The organism is Trichococcus paludicola, assembly GCF_003052295.1.
In the GTDB taxonomy this organism is placed as follows: Bacteria; Bacillota; Bacilli; order Lactobacillales; family Aerococcaceae; genus Trichococcus; species Trichococcus paludicola.
Genome location: NZ_QBLC01000003.1, coordinates 226,953 through 242,951, shown reverse-complemented (window position 1 = coordinate 242,951; position 15,999 = coordinate 226,953). Strand labels below are relative to the sequence as shown.

The 15,999-nt window shown below is 51.9% G+C and carries 12 protein-coding genes; 4 read left to right on the top strand and 8 right to left on the bottom strand.

Going from position 1 to position 15,999, the window contains the following annotated elements:
• Positions 1-48 precede the first annotated feature (48 nt).
• From C7R56_RS05995 to C7R56_RS05985, 3 genes are read right to left on the bottom strand one after another with little or no spacing between them, the layout of a single operon-like run.
• On the bottom strand, positions 49-441 hold the full coding sequence (locus C7R56_RS05995; protein ID WP_107995658.1) for a hypothetical protein: 393 nt from the start codon (positions 439-441) through the stop codon (positions 49-51).
• Positions 438-953, bottom strand: coding sequence for a Panacea domain-containing protein (locus C7R56_RS05990; RefSeq protein WP_159072175.1), 516 nt, complete (start codon positions 951-953; stop codon positions 438-440). Before C7R56_RS05990 ends, C7R56_RS05995 begins: the two co-directional genes overlap by 4 nt.
• Positions 954-1,002: 49 nt before the next feature.
• Complete coding sequence (locus C7R56_RS05985) at positions 1,003-1,896, bottom strand: NAD-dependent protein deacylase (RefSeq protein ID WP_159072174.1); 894 nt, start codon at positions 1,894-1,896, stop codon at positions 1,003-1,005.
• A 341-nt stretch (positions 1,897-2,237) separates the two neighbouring features.
• Here C7R56_RS05985 and C7R56_RS05980 point away from each other — a divergent pair, with 341 nt between their 5' ends.
• Entirely contained in the window at positions 2,238-4,814 is a 2,577-nt protein-coding gene (locus C7R56_RS05980; RefSeq protein WP_107995789.1) for a vitamin B12-dependent ribonucleotide reductase, read from the top strand.
• A gap of 73 nt (positions 4,815-4,887) precedes the next feature.
• Here C7R56_RS05980 and C7R56_RS05975 read toward each other — a convergent pair whose 3' ends face one another.
• Positions 4,888-6,129 (bottom strand): MFS transporter, encoded by a 1,242-nt coding sequence (locus C7R56_RS05975; protein ID WP_234402593.1) that lies wholly within the window; start codon positions 6,127-6,129, stop codon positions 4,888-4,890.
• Between the two features lie 142 nt (positions 6,130-6,271).
• Between C7R56_RS05975 and uvrC the strand changes: the two genes are divergently transcribed.
• Both uvrC and C7R56_RS05965 read left to right on the top strand, forming a co-directional pair.
• Positions 6,272-8,056: an excinuclease ABC subunit UvrC gene (gene uvrC, locus C7R56_RS05970; RefSeq protein ID WP_107995655.1), complete on the top strand. Its 1,785-nt coding sequence runs from the start codon at positions 6,272-6,274 to the stop codon at positions 8,054-8,056.
• Between the two features lie 138 nt (positions 8,057-8,194).
• Entirely contained in the window at positions 8,195-9,046 is an 852-nt protein-coding gene (locus C7R56_RS05965; RefSeq protein WP_107995654.1) for a DegV family protein, read from the top strand.
• Positions 9,047-9,112: 66 nt separating this feature from the next.
• On the opposite strand, the gene C7R56_RS05960 is transcribed toward C7R56_RS05965, so the two are convergent.
• The 3 genes from C7R56_RS05960 to C7R56_RS05950 all read right to left on the bottom strand — a co-directional run bounded on the left by C7R56_RS05960 (position 9,113) and on the right by C7R56_RS05950 (position 13,332).
• Positions 9,113-9,616 (bottom strand): AbrB family transcriptional regulator, encoded by a 504-nt coding sequence (locus tag C7R56_RS05960; RefSeq protein ID WP_086985711.1) that lies wholly within the window; start codon positions 9,614-9,616, stop codon positions 9,113-9,115.
• Positions 9,617-9,961: 345 nt separating this feature from the next.
• The gene (locus tag C7R56_RS05955; protein ID WP_159072173.1) at positions 9,962-11,962 is read right to left on the bottom strand and encodes an HIRAN domain-containing protein; all 2,001 of its coding nucleotides are present in this window, start codon (positions 11,960-11,962) and stop codon (positions 9,962-9,964) included.
• A 170-nt stretch (positions 11,963-12,132) separates the two neighbouring features.
• On the bottom strand, positions 12,133-13,332 hold the full coding sequence (locus C7R56_RS05950; protein ID WP_327229080.1) for an iron-containing alcohol dehydrogenase: 1,200 nt from the start codon (positions 13,330-13,332) through the stop codon (positions 12,133-12,135).
• Between the two features lie 78 nt (positions 13,333-13,410).
• Between C7R56_RS05950 and C7R56_RS05945 the strand changes: the two genes are divergently transcribed.
• On the top strand, positions 13,411-13,632 hold the full coding sequence (locus C7R56_RS05945; protein ID WP_107995652.1) for a hypothetical protein: 222 nt from the start codon (positions 13,411-13,413) through the stop codon (positions 13,630-13,632).
• 30 nt (positions 13,633-13,662) lie between these two features.
• On the opposite strand, the gene C7R56_RS05940 is transcribed toward C7R56_RS05945, so the two are convergent.
• Positions 13,663-15,876, bottom strand: coding sequence for a heavy metal translocating P-type ATPase (locus tag C7R56_RS05940; protein ID WP_107995651.1), 2,214 nt, complete (start codon positions 15,874-15,876; stop codon positions 13,663-13,665).
• Positions 15,877-15,999: the final 123 nt, after the last annotated feature.

Here is a 15,999-nt window from a genome sequence, read left to right as displayed (position 1 = left end):
GTTTTTTTTCCGCGATATGGTCCAGTCCGGGTTCGCGGCTCCACTCAGTCAGAATAGCCCTCCGGAAAAATCCCGGTAAGCTGCCTTCACCTCCGAATAGAGATCTGGGTAGGCTTCACTCAATGAGGACAGTATTCCAATCGCAAGCTGCGAGCTGTGGATTGTCTGGATTTTATGTACACGGATGTAGGAAACTTCCGCATTCAGGCTCAGTTTGGGGTAGCGCTGCTTTTCGACTTTGATGTCGTGGACGGGATCGATGTTCTGGCTGGCGGATATTTTCGAAATCGGAAAGGCCGTTAAATCGCACGGGACCTTATCGTATTCCGCACCGATGATCAGGAACGGGCGCGATTTGAAGGCGATTTTATCCGTTTCGAGATCATGATAGGCAAAACGGGTCTTCACGATGGCTCCGATGTAATCTTGTGTTTCGGTCATGGTTCCAGCACCGCCCCTTCGAATTCCTCCAACTCATCCAGATAAACATCAAACAACGTATCATACAGCCGCACTTTTTTTGCATCCTCGCGGATATCCGCAAGTTCCAGGAAGTTTGGTTCGGTTTCTTCCGCCGGAATTGCCGTTCTGCTGTTGCGCCAGGATGCTTCGCGGCGCGCCAAATCCGCAAGATACCAGCCTTCGTAATGCCCGTAGTCAAAAACAATACGGTCCAGGATGAATTGTTCGCGCTCCGTCAACTTTTTCATCTCCAATGGTTCGAAGGGATCGTAGCCTTCCTCGAAGAAGAAATGCAGTTCCGGGAGCACCGGTCCCTCTTCCCAGCCTTCAAAGCTTTCCTCGAATAGCGGCTCCCCTACCACAACCAGACATTCCCGCTGCGCGAAATAAAGCAGCGCCTGCAGCTTCAGCTCATTGTCGCCGAACCGGGCTGCCGCATGGTTTTCGTAAGAATAGACCAAATACTTCGCCAGCTGATTCAGTTTCGACATAACGACTTCCCCTTTCATGAATTCCCTTTTTGTTTCAGCACCTTTTTATTCATTTTTCAAAAAATTCTTGCCAGACTTCTGCCAAAAAGACGCCTGCATCTGTTTTGACGGCCAATTGGAAGGTCAGCGACTGCGGTACGGGCGTCCGGTTCAGCAACACGGCGTAAGGGCCTTTGAAATAATGGACGAAGCTCGCGGCCGGGTAGACGGCCAACGATGTGCCGATGACGACAAGCATGTCAGCGGCGCCGATCGCTGCAGCTGCGCGCTCCATCGCCTCCTCATTGAGCATTTCGCCGTAGAGTACGATATCGGGACGCACCATTCGGCCTTGGGGATCGCGCTGGATGCCTTGCGCGTCCATGCTGATCGCGGTGGCATCAGCGGGTTCGGCCGTGTCGAACGTCCGCCATCTCGTCCCGTTTCCATGCAGTTCGATGACGGTGCTGCTGCCGGCTGACTGGTGCAGATTGTCGATGTTCTGGGTGACGACGGTGACATCTTTACCTGTATCTTCGAGCGCCGCAAAGAAGCGGTGCGCGGCGTTCGGTAGCGCCTGCGAAAAATCGAAATGCGCCGCATAATTGCGGAAGAAAAGCTCGGGGTACGTCTCCAGGAAACCGATGCTGAGCGTTTCTTCGCCAGTGAAATGGCGGCCGCTCAGCCTATCGAACAGCCCGCCCGCCGAACGGAAATCCGGGATGCCGCTCTCTGTGCTGATGCCCGCCCCCGTGAACGCGACGATGCGTTGCGATTGGCGGATCATCTCCGCGAAGTGTTCTTTATCATTATTCATGCTCGAGCTCCTTTCTTTTGTTGTTCTTACTGCTTTTATTATAGCTTTCGGAAGGGTTGACTGGGTACTATTTCGCATTATGGGCGGGGTGGATTTGTTAGGGTGTTCGGATTCAGATAATTGCTTGCCCTCTTGGCTGTAAGGCATTCGTTTTGTCCGGAACAGTCGACATGCACGCCCTATCTCGGCTGTTCGGCATTCATTCTCTCCCGAACAGTCGACATGCATGCCCTATCTCGGCTGTTCGGCATTCATTCTCTCCGCATCAGCCGACGACTCTATCCCGACGCACAACGTCCTCTTCTTATTGGCCTATATATATTTATAAACGTATCCCCTTCCATCCAAACAACGTTTTCATCCATTTGCATGCTCCCCCCCTGACTGTTCCCCTTGATTTATCTGGTGAACAGAATTAATATATATAGTATGAGAAACAATCAGATAGCACAACATCTAGTGTTTTCACCATAGATAAGGGAGTGATTATTGTGGATGCAACAAAGACCACATTTAAAGCAGGGTTCGAAAAATTGAACAAGGACATCGAGCGGTTCCCGCATGTGTTTCCGATTACGGAGGATATGCACGTGACTTATGAGGGCGTGTCACGCCTCGTCATGTTGGATCGCTACTCCTATAAGGATTCCACCAAGGAGACCCTGTCCGAAGGCGATATCGTGATTCTGACTGTCAAGGAGGACCCGAAATATCCGGCCCGCGGAACAGGAACCGTTCTTTCTGTAAACCACAAGGAACAGACTGTCCGCATCAAAGTGTCCGAGGAATACCAGCACAACATCGATGATTTCGAAGTCGAGGAAGGCGGCATCGTGACGCGCCGAATCCTGACGTTGGACAAACCGCTGGAGCTTTTCTACGAACAGATTGCGATGCGCAATGCCCATGGCCTGGCCGAGGTCGAAATCACGCCGGAACTGCGCCATGAAGCGTTCCTGAAATTCTACGAAGAACAGAAAGCCTTGAACTTCATCCCGGCCGGGCGCGTGCTCTACGGCGCCGGCTCCGGTACCGATGTCACCTATTTCAACTGTTACGTCATGCCTTTCGTGCCCGACTCGCGCGGCGGCATTTCAGATCACCGCAAAAAAGTCATGGAAATCATGAGCCGTGGCGGTGGCGTCGGATCGAACGGTTCGACTTTGCGCCCACGCCATACATTGGTGAAAGGCGTCAACGGCCGTTCTTCCGGTTCCGTTTCCTGGATGGACGACATCGCCAAATTGACGCATCTGGTCGAACAAGGCGGTTCCCGCCGTGGCGCCCAGATGATCATGCTGGCCGATTGGCATCCGGACATCTTCGAATTCATCATTTCAAAGATGCAGAATCCGCGCATCCTTCGCTACATCATCGAGAATTTTGAGGATGAACAGATCCGCATGTTGGCGAAGGAAAAATTGCATTTTACGCCATTTTCGTCCAAGGACATCAACATGTATACCGGCATCGTCAACTACAAACACATTCCCGGGCATGGCGGTTTTGACGCCTCGGTCGTCCATGAAGCCGAGAAGAAATTGCGCGATGGAGGCACCTACACCGTCAACAATCCCGAATTTCTGACCGGCGCCAATATTTCCGTCTGCATCACGGACGACTTCATGGATGCCGTGATGAGGAATGAGGAGTATGCGCTGCGTTTCCCGGATGTGGAGCACTACAACGAAGCAGAGATGGCGCACTACGATGCCGAATGGACCAACTGCGGCGATGTCCGCGAGTGGGAAGCTGCAGGCAATGCCGTCAGCACCTTCCGGACCATCCATGCGCGCGAATTGTGGCGCCTGATTAATGTCTGCGCCACTTACGCTGCTGAACCGGGCATCTTCTTCATCGACAACGCAAACAAAATGACGAATGCGACAGCTTATGGTCAAAAGGTCGTTGCGACCAATCCATGCGGAGAGCAACCGTTGGCAGCCTATTCCGTCTGCAATCTGGCCGCTGTAAACTTGGCCGAAATGGTCAACAAGGACCTGCAGATGGTCGATTTCGCCAAATTGGAACAGACTGTCCGCACAGGCATCCATATGCAGGACAACGTCATCGATTCCACCCCTTACTTCCTGGAGGAGAACAAAAAACAAGCGCTTGGCGAACGACGTATTGGCTTGGGGATCATGGGCTTGGCGGACATGCTTATCTATTGCGGTGTACGTTACGGTTCACTGGAAAGCCTGCAACTGATCGATCAAGTATTCGAAACGATCGCAGTGGCGGCCTATGAGGAAAGCATCGAATTGGCGAAAACGCGCGGCAGCTTCCCGTTCCTGGTCGGACAGACCGGAAAAGAGACGCAGATTCTGCGCGAGCGTTTCATCAACACTGGCTACATGAAAAAAATGCCGGAGCATGTCCGCGAAGGCGTCCTGAAATATGGCATCCGCAACTCTCATTTATTGACGGTGGCGCCGACCGGATCAACAGGCACGATGGCCGGCGTTTCCACCGGTTTGGAGCCCTACTTCTCGTTCACGTATTACCGCAGCGGGCGTCTCGGCAAATTCATCGAAGTGAAGGCGGATATCGTCCAAGAATATCTGGATCGGCATCCGGATGCCGATTTGAACCAGTTGCCTGATTATTTCGCGACCGCCATGACGCTTGCCCCTGAAGAGCACGTCGATGTGCAGACGACGATCCAACGCTGGGTCGACAGTTCCATTTCAAAAACGGTGAACACGCCGAAAGGCTACACCGTCGATCAAGTCGAGAAAATCTACGAACGTCTTTACCTGGGCGGAGCCAAGGGCGGTACGGTCTACGTCGACGGCAGCCGCGACTCGCAAGTGCTGACGCTGAAAGCCGAAGAAAATGTTTGGGATGACGAAGCCAAACTGGAGGAAGAGAAAGAGCACGTCAAAATCAACAAGGACAAAACTTTCCTGGTTGATTCGATAGCCAGTCTCGCGTCAACCGATGTCACGATCGGCAACGAAATCGGCGACACCTGCCCGATCTGCCGACAAGGTACGGTCGAAGATCTGGGTGGCTGCAACACATGCACAAACTGCGGCGCGCAACTGAAATGCGGCCTCTGATCACATAAAACAAAAAAACGAGCGCGGCCATCCGATTTGGATGGGCCGCGTTCGTTTTTTCGTATCCAGTTGATTACTCTCCGTCCAAAGGTTCCGGTTTACCGGCTTCCAGCAGGACCCGGTCGCGGATAGCGAAGAATGCCACGACCATCAGGAACACGCCCGATACGGCCATCAGGATTTCAATTGCCATCCGGTCCGCCAGCGGTCCGAAGATCAGCATCCCTAGCGGCATCATCGAGCTTGCGACCATGCTTTGGACGCCGAAGACGCGGCCAAGGAAATCTTCCTCGACTTTTTCCTGCAGCAACGTCATGCTCGGCGCGTTCAGGAGCGGGATGACGAGACCGACAAGCCCCATCAGGAAGAGGTAAATCCAAAAATTCGGGATCACGCCCATCCCGAAAGTGCACAGGCCCATCGCCCCGATCGCAAATGCGATTGAATGGATCCGGTTCTTGAAGCCGCCCCATGACGCAATCCAGAGGCCGCCGCTTATCATCCCGATGGAAAAGGCGATTTCGATAGCCGTCAAACGCCAAACATCTTCACCGAATGAACGCGCGACCTGCAGCGGGGAAAGAAACGATACCGGAGCTGCCATCAGGAAAGCCAAGGAAAAATACAGGAACAGCCTTTTGATGAAGGCGTGATTTTGGATGTAGCTGAAACCAAGCTTCATGTCCTCCAGATAATTGCTGACCTGTTCTTGGCTGGCTTTTTCATGCGTAGGGACTTTCAGAAGGAACACCATGATAGCGATCGCCAAAGCCGCGGTCACGATATCAATCATGAAAATACCTTCCATCGGCGCAAATTGGTAAAGCGCGCCGCTGATCATTGGTGAAATCAGCATGACGACGGCCTGGACGCTGCCGTTTAGTCCGTTGATCCGGGTCAATTCCTTTTCCGGAACGATCTGCGGCAGGATGGCGCCGACCGCCGGCATCTGAATGCCCGCACCGACTGCGCGGATGGCCGATGTCGCCAATAGGATCCAAATCGAACGTTGCCCCGCCAAAAACAGTAGGACGAGCACCAATGTCGAGAGCGCGGTGATGCCATCGGAAAGGACAATCAGGCGCTTTCGGTTATAGCGGTCGGCCCATACCCCGGCAAAAGGAGAGATGAAGAAAGTCGGCAGAAAGCCAAAAATGGTCGATAAAGTCATGATGACGCCGGATTGCGTTTCCAAGGTCAGGTACCAGAATATCGCGTATTGGACAAGTGACGAGCCAAACAGGGAAATTGTCTGGCTGCCCAAAAAGAGAGCGGTTTGACGCTGCCACTTTTCATATTTCATTTGCTTGATCACACAGTTTGCACTTCCTTGCTGGAGAAACGGTTGTTTTCCCCTGAATGACTGCGTCAACCGTCCTTTTCGGAATCAAACGGCTGAACGTATGTTTCCATTCATGTTATACTATTCTTAACAAAAAGTAAAAGGATTGAAACGGATGAGTAGAGAAGAAATTAACCAAAAATTGGCGTTGCTGCCCGACTTGCCCGGCTGCTACATTATGCGGGACAAGGATGACGAAATCATCTACATCGGCAAGGCCAAAAATTTGAAAAACCGCGTGAAATCCTACTTCCACAGCAAGCACGAAGGCAAGACGCAGCTGTTGGTCGCGGACATCGACCGGTTCGAAACGATCGTCACCAAAACGAACAAGGAATCGCTGTTGCTGGAGATCAACCTGATCAAGCGTTACCAGCCCAAATACAACATCAAGCTGAAACAAGGGACGATGTATCCTTATCTGAAGGTCACGAACGAAAAGGATCCTCAGCTCATCATCACTTCGACGGTCGAGGATGACGGCGGCCTCTACTTCGGCCCCTATCCGCACGTCTACGCGGCGACTGAGACGCAGGAGTTCATCCAGAAAATCTACCCGCTGCGCAAGTGCGCCAAGAATTCCAAGCGCGCCTGTCTTTATTACCATATGGGGCAATGCATCGGTTGCTGCGCTCATGAAGTTTCGAAAGAAGAATACGATGCCCAGATCAAACGTATTGCCGCTTTCCTGAACGGCGAAGTCAAGGAGATCAAAAAGGATCTGCGGGAAAAAATGCACCGCGCCGCCGACATCCTTAACTTCGAACAGGCTGCCGATTACCGCGATCAGATCAGCTACATCGAGGCGACCGTCGAAAAACAAACGGTCATGTCCCGGGACTACACGAACCGCGACGTCTTCGCCTTCCATATGGACAAAGGCTGGCTGTCGATCCAGGTCTTCCTACTGCGCCAATCCTCGATCATCAAACGCGAGGCCGCCCTTTTCCCTTGCTACGATACGCCGGAGGAAGAGCTGGCTTCCTTCATTATGCAGTTCTACCAGGATCCCAATCACATCCTGCCGCAGGAGGTCCTCGTACCGAAAGGCGTCGACACGGAGCTGCTGCAGGAAGCACTCGGAACGAAAGTGCACACCCCTGTCCGCGGCAGCAAGCGCAGCATCCTTGAACTGGCGATCACGAACAGCGAGTTGGCATTGACTGAGAAGTTCATGCTGATCGAGCGTGACACCCACAAGACGGTCGGCGCCATCCAGGAACTTTCCGAGGCGCTCGGCATCGAATACTTGGAGATCATCGAGTCGTTCGACCATTCCAACATCCAAGGCACCAATCCGGTCTCGGCGATGGTCGTCTACAGGGATGGCAAGCCTGAACGCAAAAACTACCGGAAATACAAGGTCAAAACGGTCGAAGGCAGCAATGAATTCGCGACGACGCAGGAAGTCATCCGCCGCCGCTACAGCCGGTTGCTGCGCGAAGGACGTGCCATGCCGGACTTGATCCTGATGGATGGCGGAAAAGTCCAGGTGCATGCCGCCAAGGAGGTGCTGGAGGACGAACTCGGACTGGACATCCCGGTGGCGGGCATGGTCAAGGACACGAAGCACAAGACGTCCTCGCTCATCTTCGGCGAGAAGGATGAAATCGTGGAACTCAGTCCGAACAGTCAGGCCTTCCATCTCGTGCAGCGGATCCAGGAAGAGGTCCACCGCTTCGCAATCACCTTCCATCGCCAAGTGCGCGCCAAGAACAGCATCTCTTCGCAATTGGATGAGATCGAAGGCGTCGGACCGAAAACCCGCACGAAGATCCTGAAGCATTTCAAGACGATGAAGAACATCCGCGAAGCCAGCTATGAAGATTTCAAATCGTTGGGTATCCCGGAGAAGACTGCGCTACTGATCAAGGAGGAGCTCGGCGAACTGAACGATTGAGCCTGGATTTTAGCAGAGGTTCGGCTCCTCCCGGGGAACCATCGCGCCGAAATTTTCCAACCATCCGAAACGTGCTATACTGTTGAGTAGACCACGGAATATCCCGTGATAGAACTCGCGCTAGAGGAGGCGTTTATTATGAAAATATTTACCGATAGTGCTTGTGATCTGGCTTATGACTATCTGCAGGAAAATGATGTGGAAGTATTCCCGTTGACCACTCTGCTGGATACCGGCGAATACGAAGATATGATCGAAATCCAAGCCGATAAAGTCTATGAAATGATTGCACGCGGTGGTCATCCGAAAACGAGCCAAGTGTCCTTGGAAAAATTCCATTCCGGTTTCCGGAAAGCGGCCGAAGCCGGTGAATCGGGCATCTACATTTCTCTTTCCGCTAAGCTGTCCGGCACTTACCAAGCAGCCTTTCTGGCTTACCAGCAACTGAAAGAGGAGTTTCCGGATTTTGATCTGCGTTTGGTCGACTCCCTGAGCGCCTCCGTCGGTGAAGGCTTGTCCGTCGTCGAAGCGATCGAAATGCGCGAGGCCGGTTTTACTTTGGATGAAATTGAATCGCGTGTCCGTTTTACGGCTGCAAACGTCGTGTCCCTGTTTACGGTCAAGGATCTGAATTATCTTGCCGAAGGCGGCCGACTTTCGAAATCCAGCGCCTTTTTGGGGGGATTGCTGAATATCCAACCTTTGCTTGAAGTGATGAACGGCGAACTGATCCCCGTGGAAAAACTGCGCGGACGCAAAAAAGTCATGAACCGGATGTATGAACGCTTGCGCGATGAAGCGGATATGATCCAGGAACAGAACGTCTTCCTTTGCCATAGCGACGATGCCGAAGCAGTCGAAGAAATGCGCCAATACATCGAAGAACATTTCCATCCGCGCCGCATCTATGTGAACACGATCGGTTCCACGATCAGTTCGCATACCGGACTTGGGACACTGGGATTGTTCTTCCTGAAGAAATACGAATAACAGCAATTGTAAAAAACAGTGAGGCGGAGAATCCGATTCGGATTTTCCGCTCCACTGTTTTTTTGCTTATTTATTGATGTACGTGCTGATGATCCGGACAAAAATCGGCATCAACAGAATGACCGAGAACAGCCGGACGAGATGGATGGAGGAGACTATGATCGTGTCCGCCTCAAAAGCCGCCGCGAGGATAGTCATATCCGTCAACCCACCCGGTGATGTCCCAAGCAATGCCGTGATCAAATCGATTCCGGCCACTTTATGCAGGATATAGCCTGCAATCACCCCGACCGTCAACAAAATAAGCACGGAAGTGACGGCAGGGAAAAACACCTGTTTCATTTCGGCCAAGCTGCTCTTCGTGAAGTTCATGCCGATCGTCCCACCGATTATGATTTGGCCGATGATCTTCAGATTGGCCGGCATATAACCCATCTGCGAAAAATAATTGTAGATTGCGACCGCGACTAGCGAGCCGATCATTCCACCAGCCGGTACACGGAAACGGATCCCAGCCCAGCCTCCGATGAATGCCACGATCAATGTACCCAATAGTTTCCCAAAATTCATATATTTATGCCCCTTTATGTCAAATTAACGCTCTCTTCCCATTTTCGACTTTCCGGCGAAATAGTCAAGTTCATTTCGGCACAAAAAAGAGAACACCGTGTTCTTTCGGTGTTCCCCTTTTTCTTACATAAAGCAATTTATAAAATTATTCAAACCAAAAGAGCATCACCGCAGGTGTTTCACAGGATTGCAAAATGTTTCATGCAGTCCAAGCCGTTGGCTAGCTTCACGGGTTAGCCCTTCGGAAATTAGATAAATCTGACCCATTGCGCTCTACGATGCTCATTCAGGGCCAGATTTCCTAAATTTCTTTCAGGGCTGAACGAACCCGTTCAGCTTTTATTCTCATTCGTATTTCTTTTTCTTGGGCGGTGGGAACGGCAGGATGATGCCTTGGCCCTGCTCGGTCGGCTGCGCCTGGAAAAAGGTCCGTTTCAGAACGATGGTGATTTTCGGCCGTTCCATCTCGACTGTCGGCGATTCCAAGATCGCGTAAAGGCGCTCTTCGGCATCCAACAAATTGGCCAGAACTGCATTCTCCGACCGTGGCACATAACCCAACATGTAGCCAGCTTGCGTCGCAACGGCGATGGCATTCGCGTCGTAGGCATTATCGGTCTCGCGGACGAGCTGAAGTAGGTCCCCCGGTTTCAGGAAATCGGCGACTCCGCTTAGCTCATGGAACTGTGTGCCGGCGATATACGTATGCAGCAATTCCTTATCCGTATGGGCATGGCTCAATGGCGGTTGCTTTACCTTCAAATAGCGACTTTCTTTTTGGTTCTTCAGATTTTCCGGCTGCAACAGTCTGTCGATTTGCCGCTTCAGTTTGATGTTCGGCTCTTTTTCAAGGGCGACCTGGAGTTCATGTTCCACCTGGTCGGACCATTTTTTTCTGTGTTGTTGCAGTACTTGGACTGCCTTTTTGCGCACGCCGGCATGGCGGTAATGGATGCCGCGGATGCACCAGGCTTCATTGTATTTGCGTTTCTCGCTCATCACTTCGAACAGGCGCAGCAACCATTCGTCGGCGCGCATCAGATCCGTAACGCTCGGATTTTCCGGCTCTTCTGTTTCCAAAGGGAGCGCATAAAGATCCGGGTTCAGGATCGCTTCGAGGTATTCGCAGACATCGTCGAAATAGAATTCGGGATTGATTTTCAGGAAGAAATCGAGCATGTTGAATCCCAAAGGTTGCCGACTCAGCACTTCCATGAAGGCCGGAAAATCGGGATGCATGTTCAGATAGACGAGCGCTTTCATGATCAGGCTATCCGATTCCTGAGGGGCAGAAATTTCTTGATACACGATATGGCGCCATTTGGGCTGATGCAGGAAACTTTCGACTTTATGCACCAGCTTTTCGTAGCGGGCGATGCGGGTATCCCACATGGTTTTGGTGCGACGGTATTTCGTCTCATTTTGACTGATGAAATCGTAATCCTGCTGCCAAAAGTCGACTACCTGATACCAGATGCTGACGAGCGCGCCCAGATCGATGAAGCTTGCCGCATAGTCGCGCTTGTCGATGAACTTATACAGGAAATCCAACTGGGCATCAATGGTCACGCTATCATTGTTGTAGTCCGCATAACAGATCAGATAGGCGAAATCCGTGAAATTGGCGGCCGTGATCTCCGTCTTTTTGAAATAGGCGCGCATGTCCGTTTTCTGAATGCAGAGATTGGTATAGATATTGGCTAGGAAATCGCTCTTGATGCCTTCATGCAGCATCCAGTGCTGCTGTTCCCAGGTAACCGGCTTCAGCAGGAACATGGCCGCCAGCTTCCCGTAACCGACCGTGTGCTTGGCCAATTCGAAGATGAAATTGTTCTGCAGAGGGAAAACGAACTGGATGCTCTCGAGCACGTACAAGCTGTACTCGCTGTGGTAACCCAGTGTGCGCATGATCTGTTTGGTCGTATCATATGGAAAGAAACCCAAAAGGATGATGCCCAATTTCACCTGCTCCGGATCGGTGCCGCTGCGGGCCAGCCGCATGCCGAGGTGATAAAGACGTTCCCGCGCTCCCGATTCCGCTTCCAAAGTTATCCGCACCCTTTCGCGCAATTCCAGGAAATAACTGCAGATCGGATAATGCTCCAGGAAATGGCGCAGGACAGGATCTGTCAGGATCGCTTCTTCTTTGTTGACGAGGTCCTTCAGGATGCCGCAGCACTCCTTCGCCAAGTCCTCTTTCCGCCAAAAAGGGATCCCTTCGGAAGCAAGGACATAAAGCACATCTTTTTGCCCAGCCGTCCGCTCATCCTGAAATCGATAAGGCAGGCCCGGCTGTTCTTCCCGCAAACGGCAAATTGTATCGAAAATGCTCTGGTTATTCTCCAATTGGCAACCCTTCTTTCCCATTGACTCCGATGCTCTCTTTCTTCAATATTACCATATATTATAGAGTGTCACTATATTAGTTTTAAAAATTATTAAATTAACAGGAGCAAAATGCACAAAAAAACTCCCCAGTTATAGGGAGTCCGTTGTGATAAAATACAAACAATATTTTAAAGTGCAGCCGTGTAGACGGCTCTTGCATCCTCCGTGGTAAAATCGCCGCGTTCGGAAATATTCTCTTTCTTGTGGCGGATGAGTGCTTCCACCAAAACCGGAATGTCGCTCTCATCCAGCTCAACATCGGAGAAGCGAATCGGTGCGCCAAGACTGGCGAAGAAGTCTTCGGTCTTTTTGATCGCCAAATCGATTTTTTCTTCATCACTAGTCAGCCCGGAGTCCGCGCGGATATCCCACACGCGTTCCGCATACTGAAGCAGTTTGTCCCATTTCTGTTGCTTACGGACTTTCATAATAGCCGGAAGGACAATGGATAAAGTGCGGGCGTGGTCGATCCAGAACGCCAACGTCATCTCATGGCCCAGTTGATGCGTAGCCCAATCCTGGGGAACACCTGGCGAAATGAAACGATTCAGCGCATTCGTCGCTGTCCACATGAAATTGGCGCGAGTCGCATAGTCGTGGTTGTCCTCATCGACTACGTCCGGGCCGATTTCGATCAATGTCTGCAGCAACCCTTCCGCCCAACGGTCCTGCACTTTTGCGTCAACCGGATACGTCAGATAGGCCTCCATCACATGGATAAAGGAATCGATGACACCGTTCGCCAGTTGGCGTTTCGGTAATGTGTAGGTCGCTTCCGGTTCAAGGATGGAGAATTGTGGATAAGTATGTGGACTGGCGAAACTGATCTTCGCTTGCTTTTCCACAAAGGTGACAACCGAATTGTTGTTCATTTCCGATGCAGTGGCCGGCAACGTCAATACTGTACCGAAAGGCAGTGCTTGTGTGACTGGCAGTCCCTTGCCTACGCCGCTGCCGAACATATCGACAGGATCACCCGCGAAGACCGCAGCGGCCGCAACGAATTTCACGCCGTCGATGACACTGCCGCCGCCGACTGCCAATAAGTAGTCATAGCCTTCCGCTTTGATCTTGTCGACTGCTTGTATCAGCGTTTCGTATGTCGGATTCGCCTCGATGCCGCCGAATTCAGCCCACTCACGGTTGCCCAAGGCTTCGACGACGCGGTCAAATGTGCCGAACTTCTTGACGCTTCCCCCGCCAAACAAAATCAGCACTTTTGCGTCTTTCGGGATCAAATCATTGATGCGCTTGATCTGGTCTTTGCCGAAAACTATTTTTGTAGGATTTTGAAACTCAAAATTACGGATTCCGTTTTCCAATCTCATCACTCACTTTTCGTTTTTTATTCTTTTTTCATTGTAGCACAGCCGTGTGGATAATCCGCTTAGGAAGCTTTAAGGTATGTGGCGGACGCCAGCGTCCACGTCAGTTCGCCTGAACTCCGGGGAACGTGGGCCTCGCCGGAGGACAGAAGCGCAGCTAAGACCCCAACTCCGATGAAGGAAGCCTCCCCGGAGTTCAGCCAAATTTTATTCGCACTACATTCGGTCAGCCATGCGCTCATCGGAGCTGACGCTCGTTTGCAACGCGGTGCTCCGATGAGCGCCGGAGCAGACAAAAAATAGGGACCGCTGGCGGCCCCCACATACTAACGATTATTTTTTAAGGATGCGGATGCTGTTGAGGACAGCAAGCACAGTCACGCCGACATCGGCGAAGACCGCTTCCCACATTGTAGCGATGCCGAACGCACCGAGAACCAGAAACACCCCTTTGACCGACATTGCAAAAATGATGTTCTGCCAGACGATTTTACGTGTTTCTTCAGCCACGGTGATTGCGGTCAAAATCTTCGATGGCTGATCGTCCATGATGACAATGTCGGCCGCTTCGATGGCGGCGTCGGATCCCAATCCGCCCATCGCCATCCCGATATCGGAACGGGCCAGCACCGGCGTATCGTTGATGCCGTCGCCCACGAAGATGACTTTTTCGCCTTTGCGTTTGCTCGCCAACACTTCCTCCAGCTTCGTCACTTTGTCCTGCGGAAGCAGTTCCGCGTGGACTTCATCGATGCCGATTTCTTTGGCGACTGCTTCGCCTACCGCGCGGGAATCCCCGGTCAGCATGATGGTGCGGATGCCTCTCGCCTTCAATCCGGCGATAGTGGCCTTCGCATCAGCTTTGATGGCATCAGCAATCAGGATGTAGCCGGCATAGTGTTTATCCACAGCGATATACACAACCGTCCCGGTTTCAGGAGCCGGCGCATGGATGATGCCGAATTTCTCCAACAGTTTGGCGTTGCCGGCCAGGATTTCTTGCCCATCGACGACGACCTGCAGACCCTGCCCCGGGATATCATTTGTGGTGTTTATAAGATCTTCAGCTACCTGCTTTCCGTAAGCTTCCTTGATAGAATCGGCAATCGGATGGCTGGAATGCAGTTCTGCATAGGCCGCCAGTTCCAGCAAGCGATTCTCCGTCAACTCGCCGGCGCTTTCGATCTTGGTTACGGCGAACTTGCCTTCCGTCAACGTTCCGGTCTTGTCCATCACGACCGTTTTGACATCATTCAGACCTTCGAGGAAGTTGCTCCCTTTGACGAGGATGCCTTTGCGTGAGGCCGAGCCGATGCCGCCGAAGAAACCGACCGGAATCGAAACGACCAACGCGCACGGACACGAGATGACCAGAAAGATGCTGGCGCGGTAGAGCCATTCATTGAAGCTTTCGCCCGGGATGACGAGCGGCGGCAGGACCGCCAGCAATACGGCCGCGATGACGACAACCGGTGTGTAATAGCGGGCAAATTTGGTGATGAAGTTTTCCGTCGGCGCTTTTCGGCCGCTGGCGTTCTGCACCAAATCCAAAATCTTGACGACGGTGGACTCAGCAAACAGCTTTTCGACTGCGACTTCGATGACCCCGTTTTTGTTGATGAACCCGCTCAGGATGTTGTCGCCGACTTTCACGCCACGCGGTACCGATTCGCCGGTCAACGCCGAGGTGTCGACAGCGGAGGTTCCACTCACTACTTTCCCGTCCAACGGAACTTTTTCACCAGGGCGAATCAGGATGATGTCGCCGATTTTGACAGTTTCCGGTGCCACTTTTTCGATACCGGCTGCTGTTTTCACGTTTGCGTAATCAGGTCGGATGTCCATCAGTTCGGCGATGGAACGGCGGGACTTGTCGACAGCGATGTCCTGGAAAAGTTCCCCCAGCTGATAGAACAGCATCACAGCTACCGCTTCCGGATACTCCTGAATGTAGAAAGCGCTCAGAGTTGCAATCGTCATAAGAAAGTTTTCGTCGAACAATTGGCCGTTCTTGATGTTCAAGAGCGCGCTCCAAACGATGTCATAGCCCGCAACCAGGTACGCAGTCACAAACAAGATCAGCGAAATCGTTCCGCTGACCGGGGCGAAAATCGCCGCCAACAAGATTCCAAAGCCTACAACCAATCGGATGACGGCTTTCTGGATTTCGTCCTTATCCCCTTCGCCGTGCGCATGCGTGTGTTCATGTGCAGCATCCTGGTCGTGATGTTCGTGCCCGTTTGTGGATAAGTCATCTTGGGGATGTTTCAATCCTATCGGAAACCCATCCACTCCAATAAGGGCGCCGCTTTTTTTCAGAGTCGGATGGATATCCGGCTCAAGTACACTGAGTTTTTGTTTCACTTTCGGTAAAATATCCGCCTCTTGATCCCCTTCGATTTCGATCCGCAAAGTCTTCGTCATGAAGTTCACATTGCTTTCGAGTATCCCTTCTATTTTCGCGATGCCAGTCTCAACTTTGCTGGCGCAATTGGCGCAATCCAATTCGTCCAAATACCATTCAATCTGCTTTACTTTCTCAGACATCTCTATCACTCCTTAGCCCTAAGTATTCGTATTATTTATCCGAAAACGGAATGATTCCGCATTACATATGAATAACTGTTCATGTGTTAGTTGTATTATAATCCTACAGACTGCTTGTGTCAA

Bases quoted from the DNA above. Each gene is read 5' to 3' on its own strand.
- C7R56_RS05995 (WP_107995658.1), bottom strand. From the start codon at position 441: ATGACCGAAACACAAGATTACATCGGAGCCATCGTGAAGACCCGTTTT.
- C7R56_RS05990 (WP_159072175.1), bottom strand. From the start codon at position 953: ATGTCGAAACTGAATCAGCTGGCGAAGTATTTGGTCTATTCTTACGAA.
- C7R56_RS05985 (WP_159072174.1), bottom strand. From the start codon at position 1,896: ATGCCTTACAGCCAAGAGGGCAAGCAATTATCTGAATCCGAACACCCT.
- uvrC (WP_107995655.1), top strand. From the start codon at position 6,272: ATGAGTAGAGAAGAAATTAACCAAAAATTGGCGTTGCTGCCCGACTTG.
- C7R56_RS05965 (WP_107995654.1), top strand. From the start codon at position 8,195: ATGAAAATATTTACCGATAGTGCTTGTGATCTGGCTTATGACTATCTG.
- C7R56_RS05960 (WP_086985711.1), bottom strand. From the start codon at position 9,616: ATGAATTTTGGGAAACTATTGGGTACATTGATCGTGGCATTCATCGGA.
- C7R56_RS05950 (WP_327229080.1), bottom strand. From the start codon at position 13,332: ATGAGATTGGAAAACGGAATCCGTAATTTTGAGTTTCAAAATCCTACA.
- C7R56_RS05940 (WP_107995651.1), bottom strand. From the start codon at position 15,876: ATGTCTGAGAAAGTAAAGCAGATTGAATGGTATTTGGACGAATTGGAT.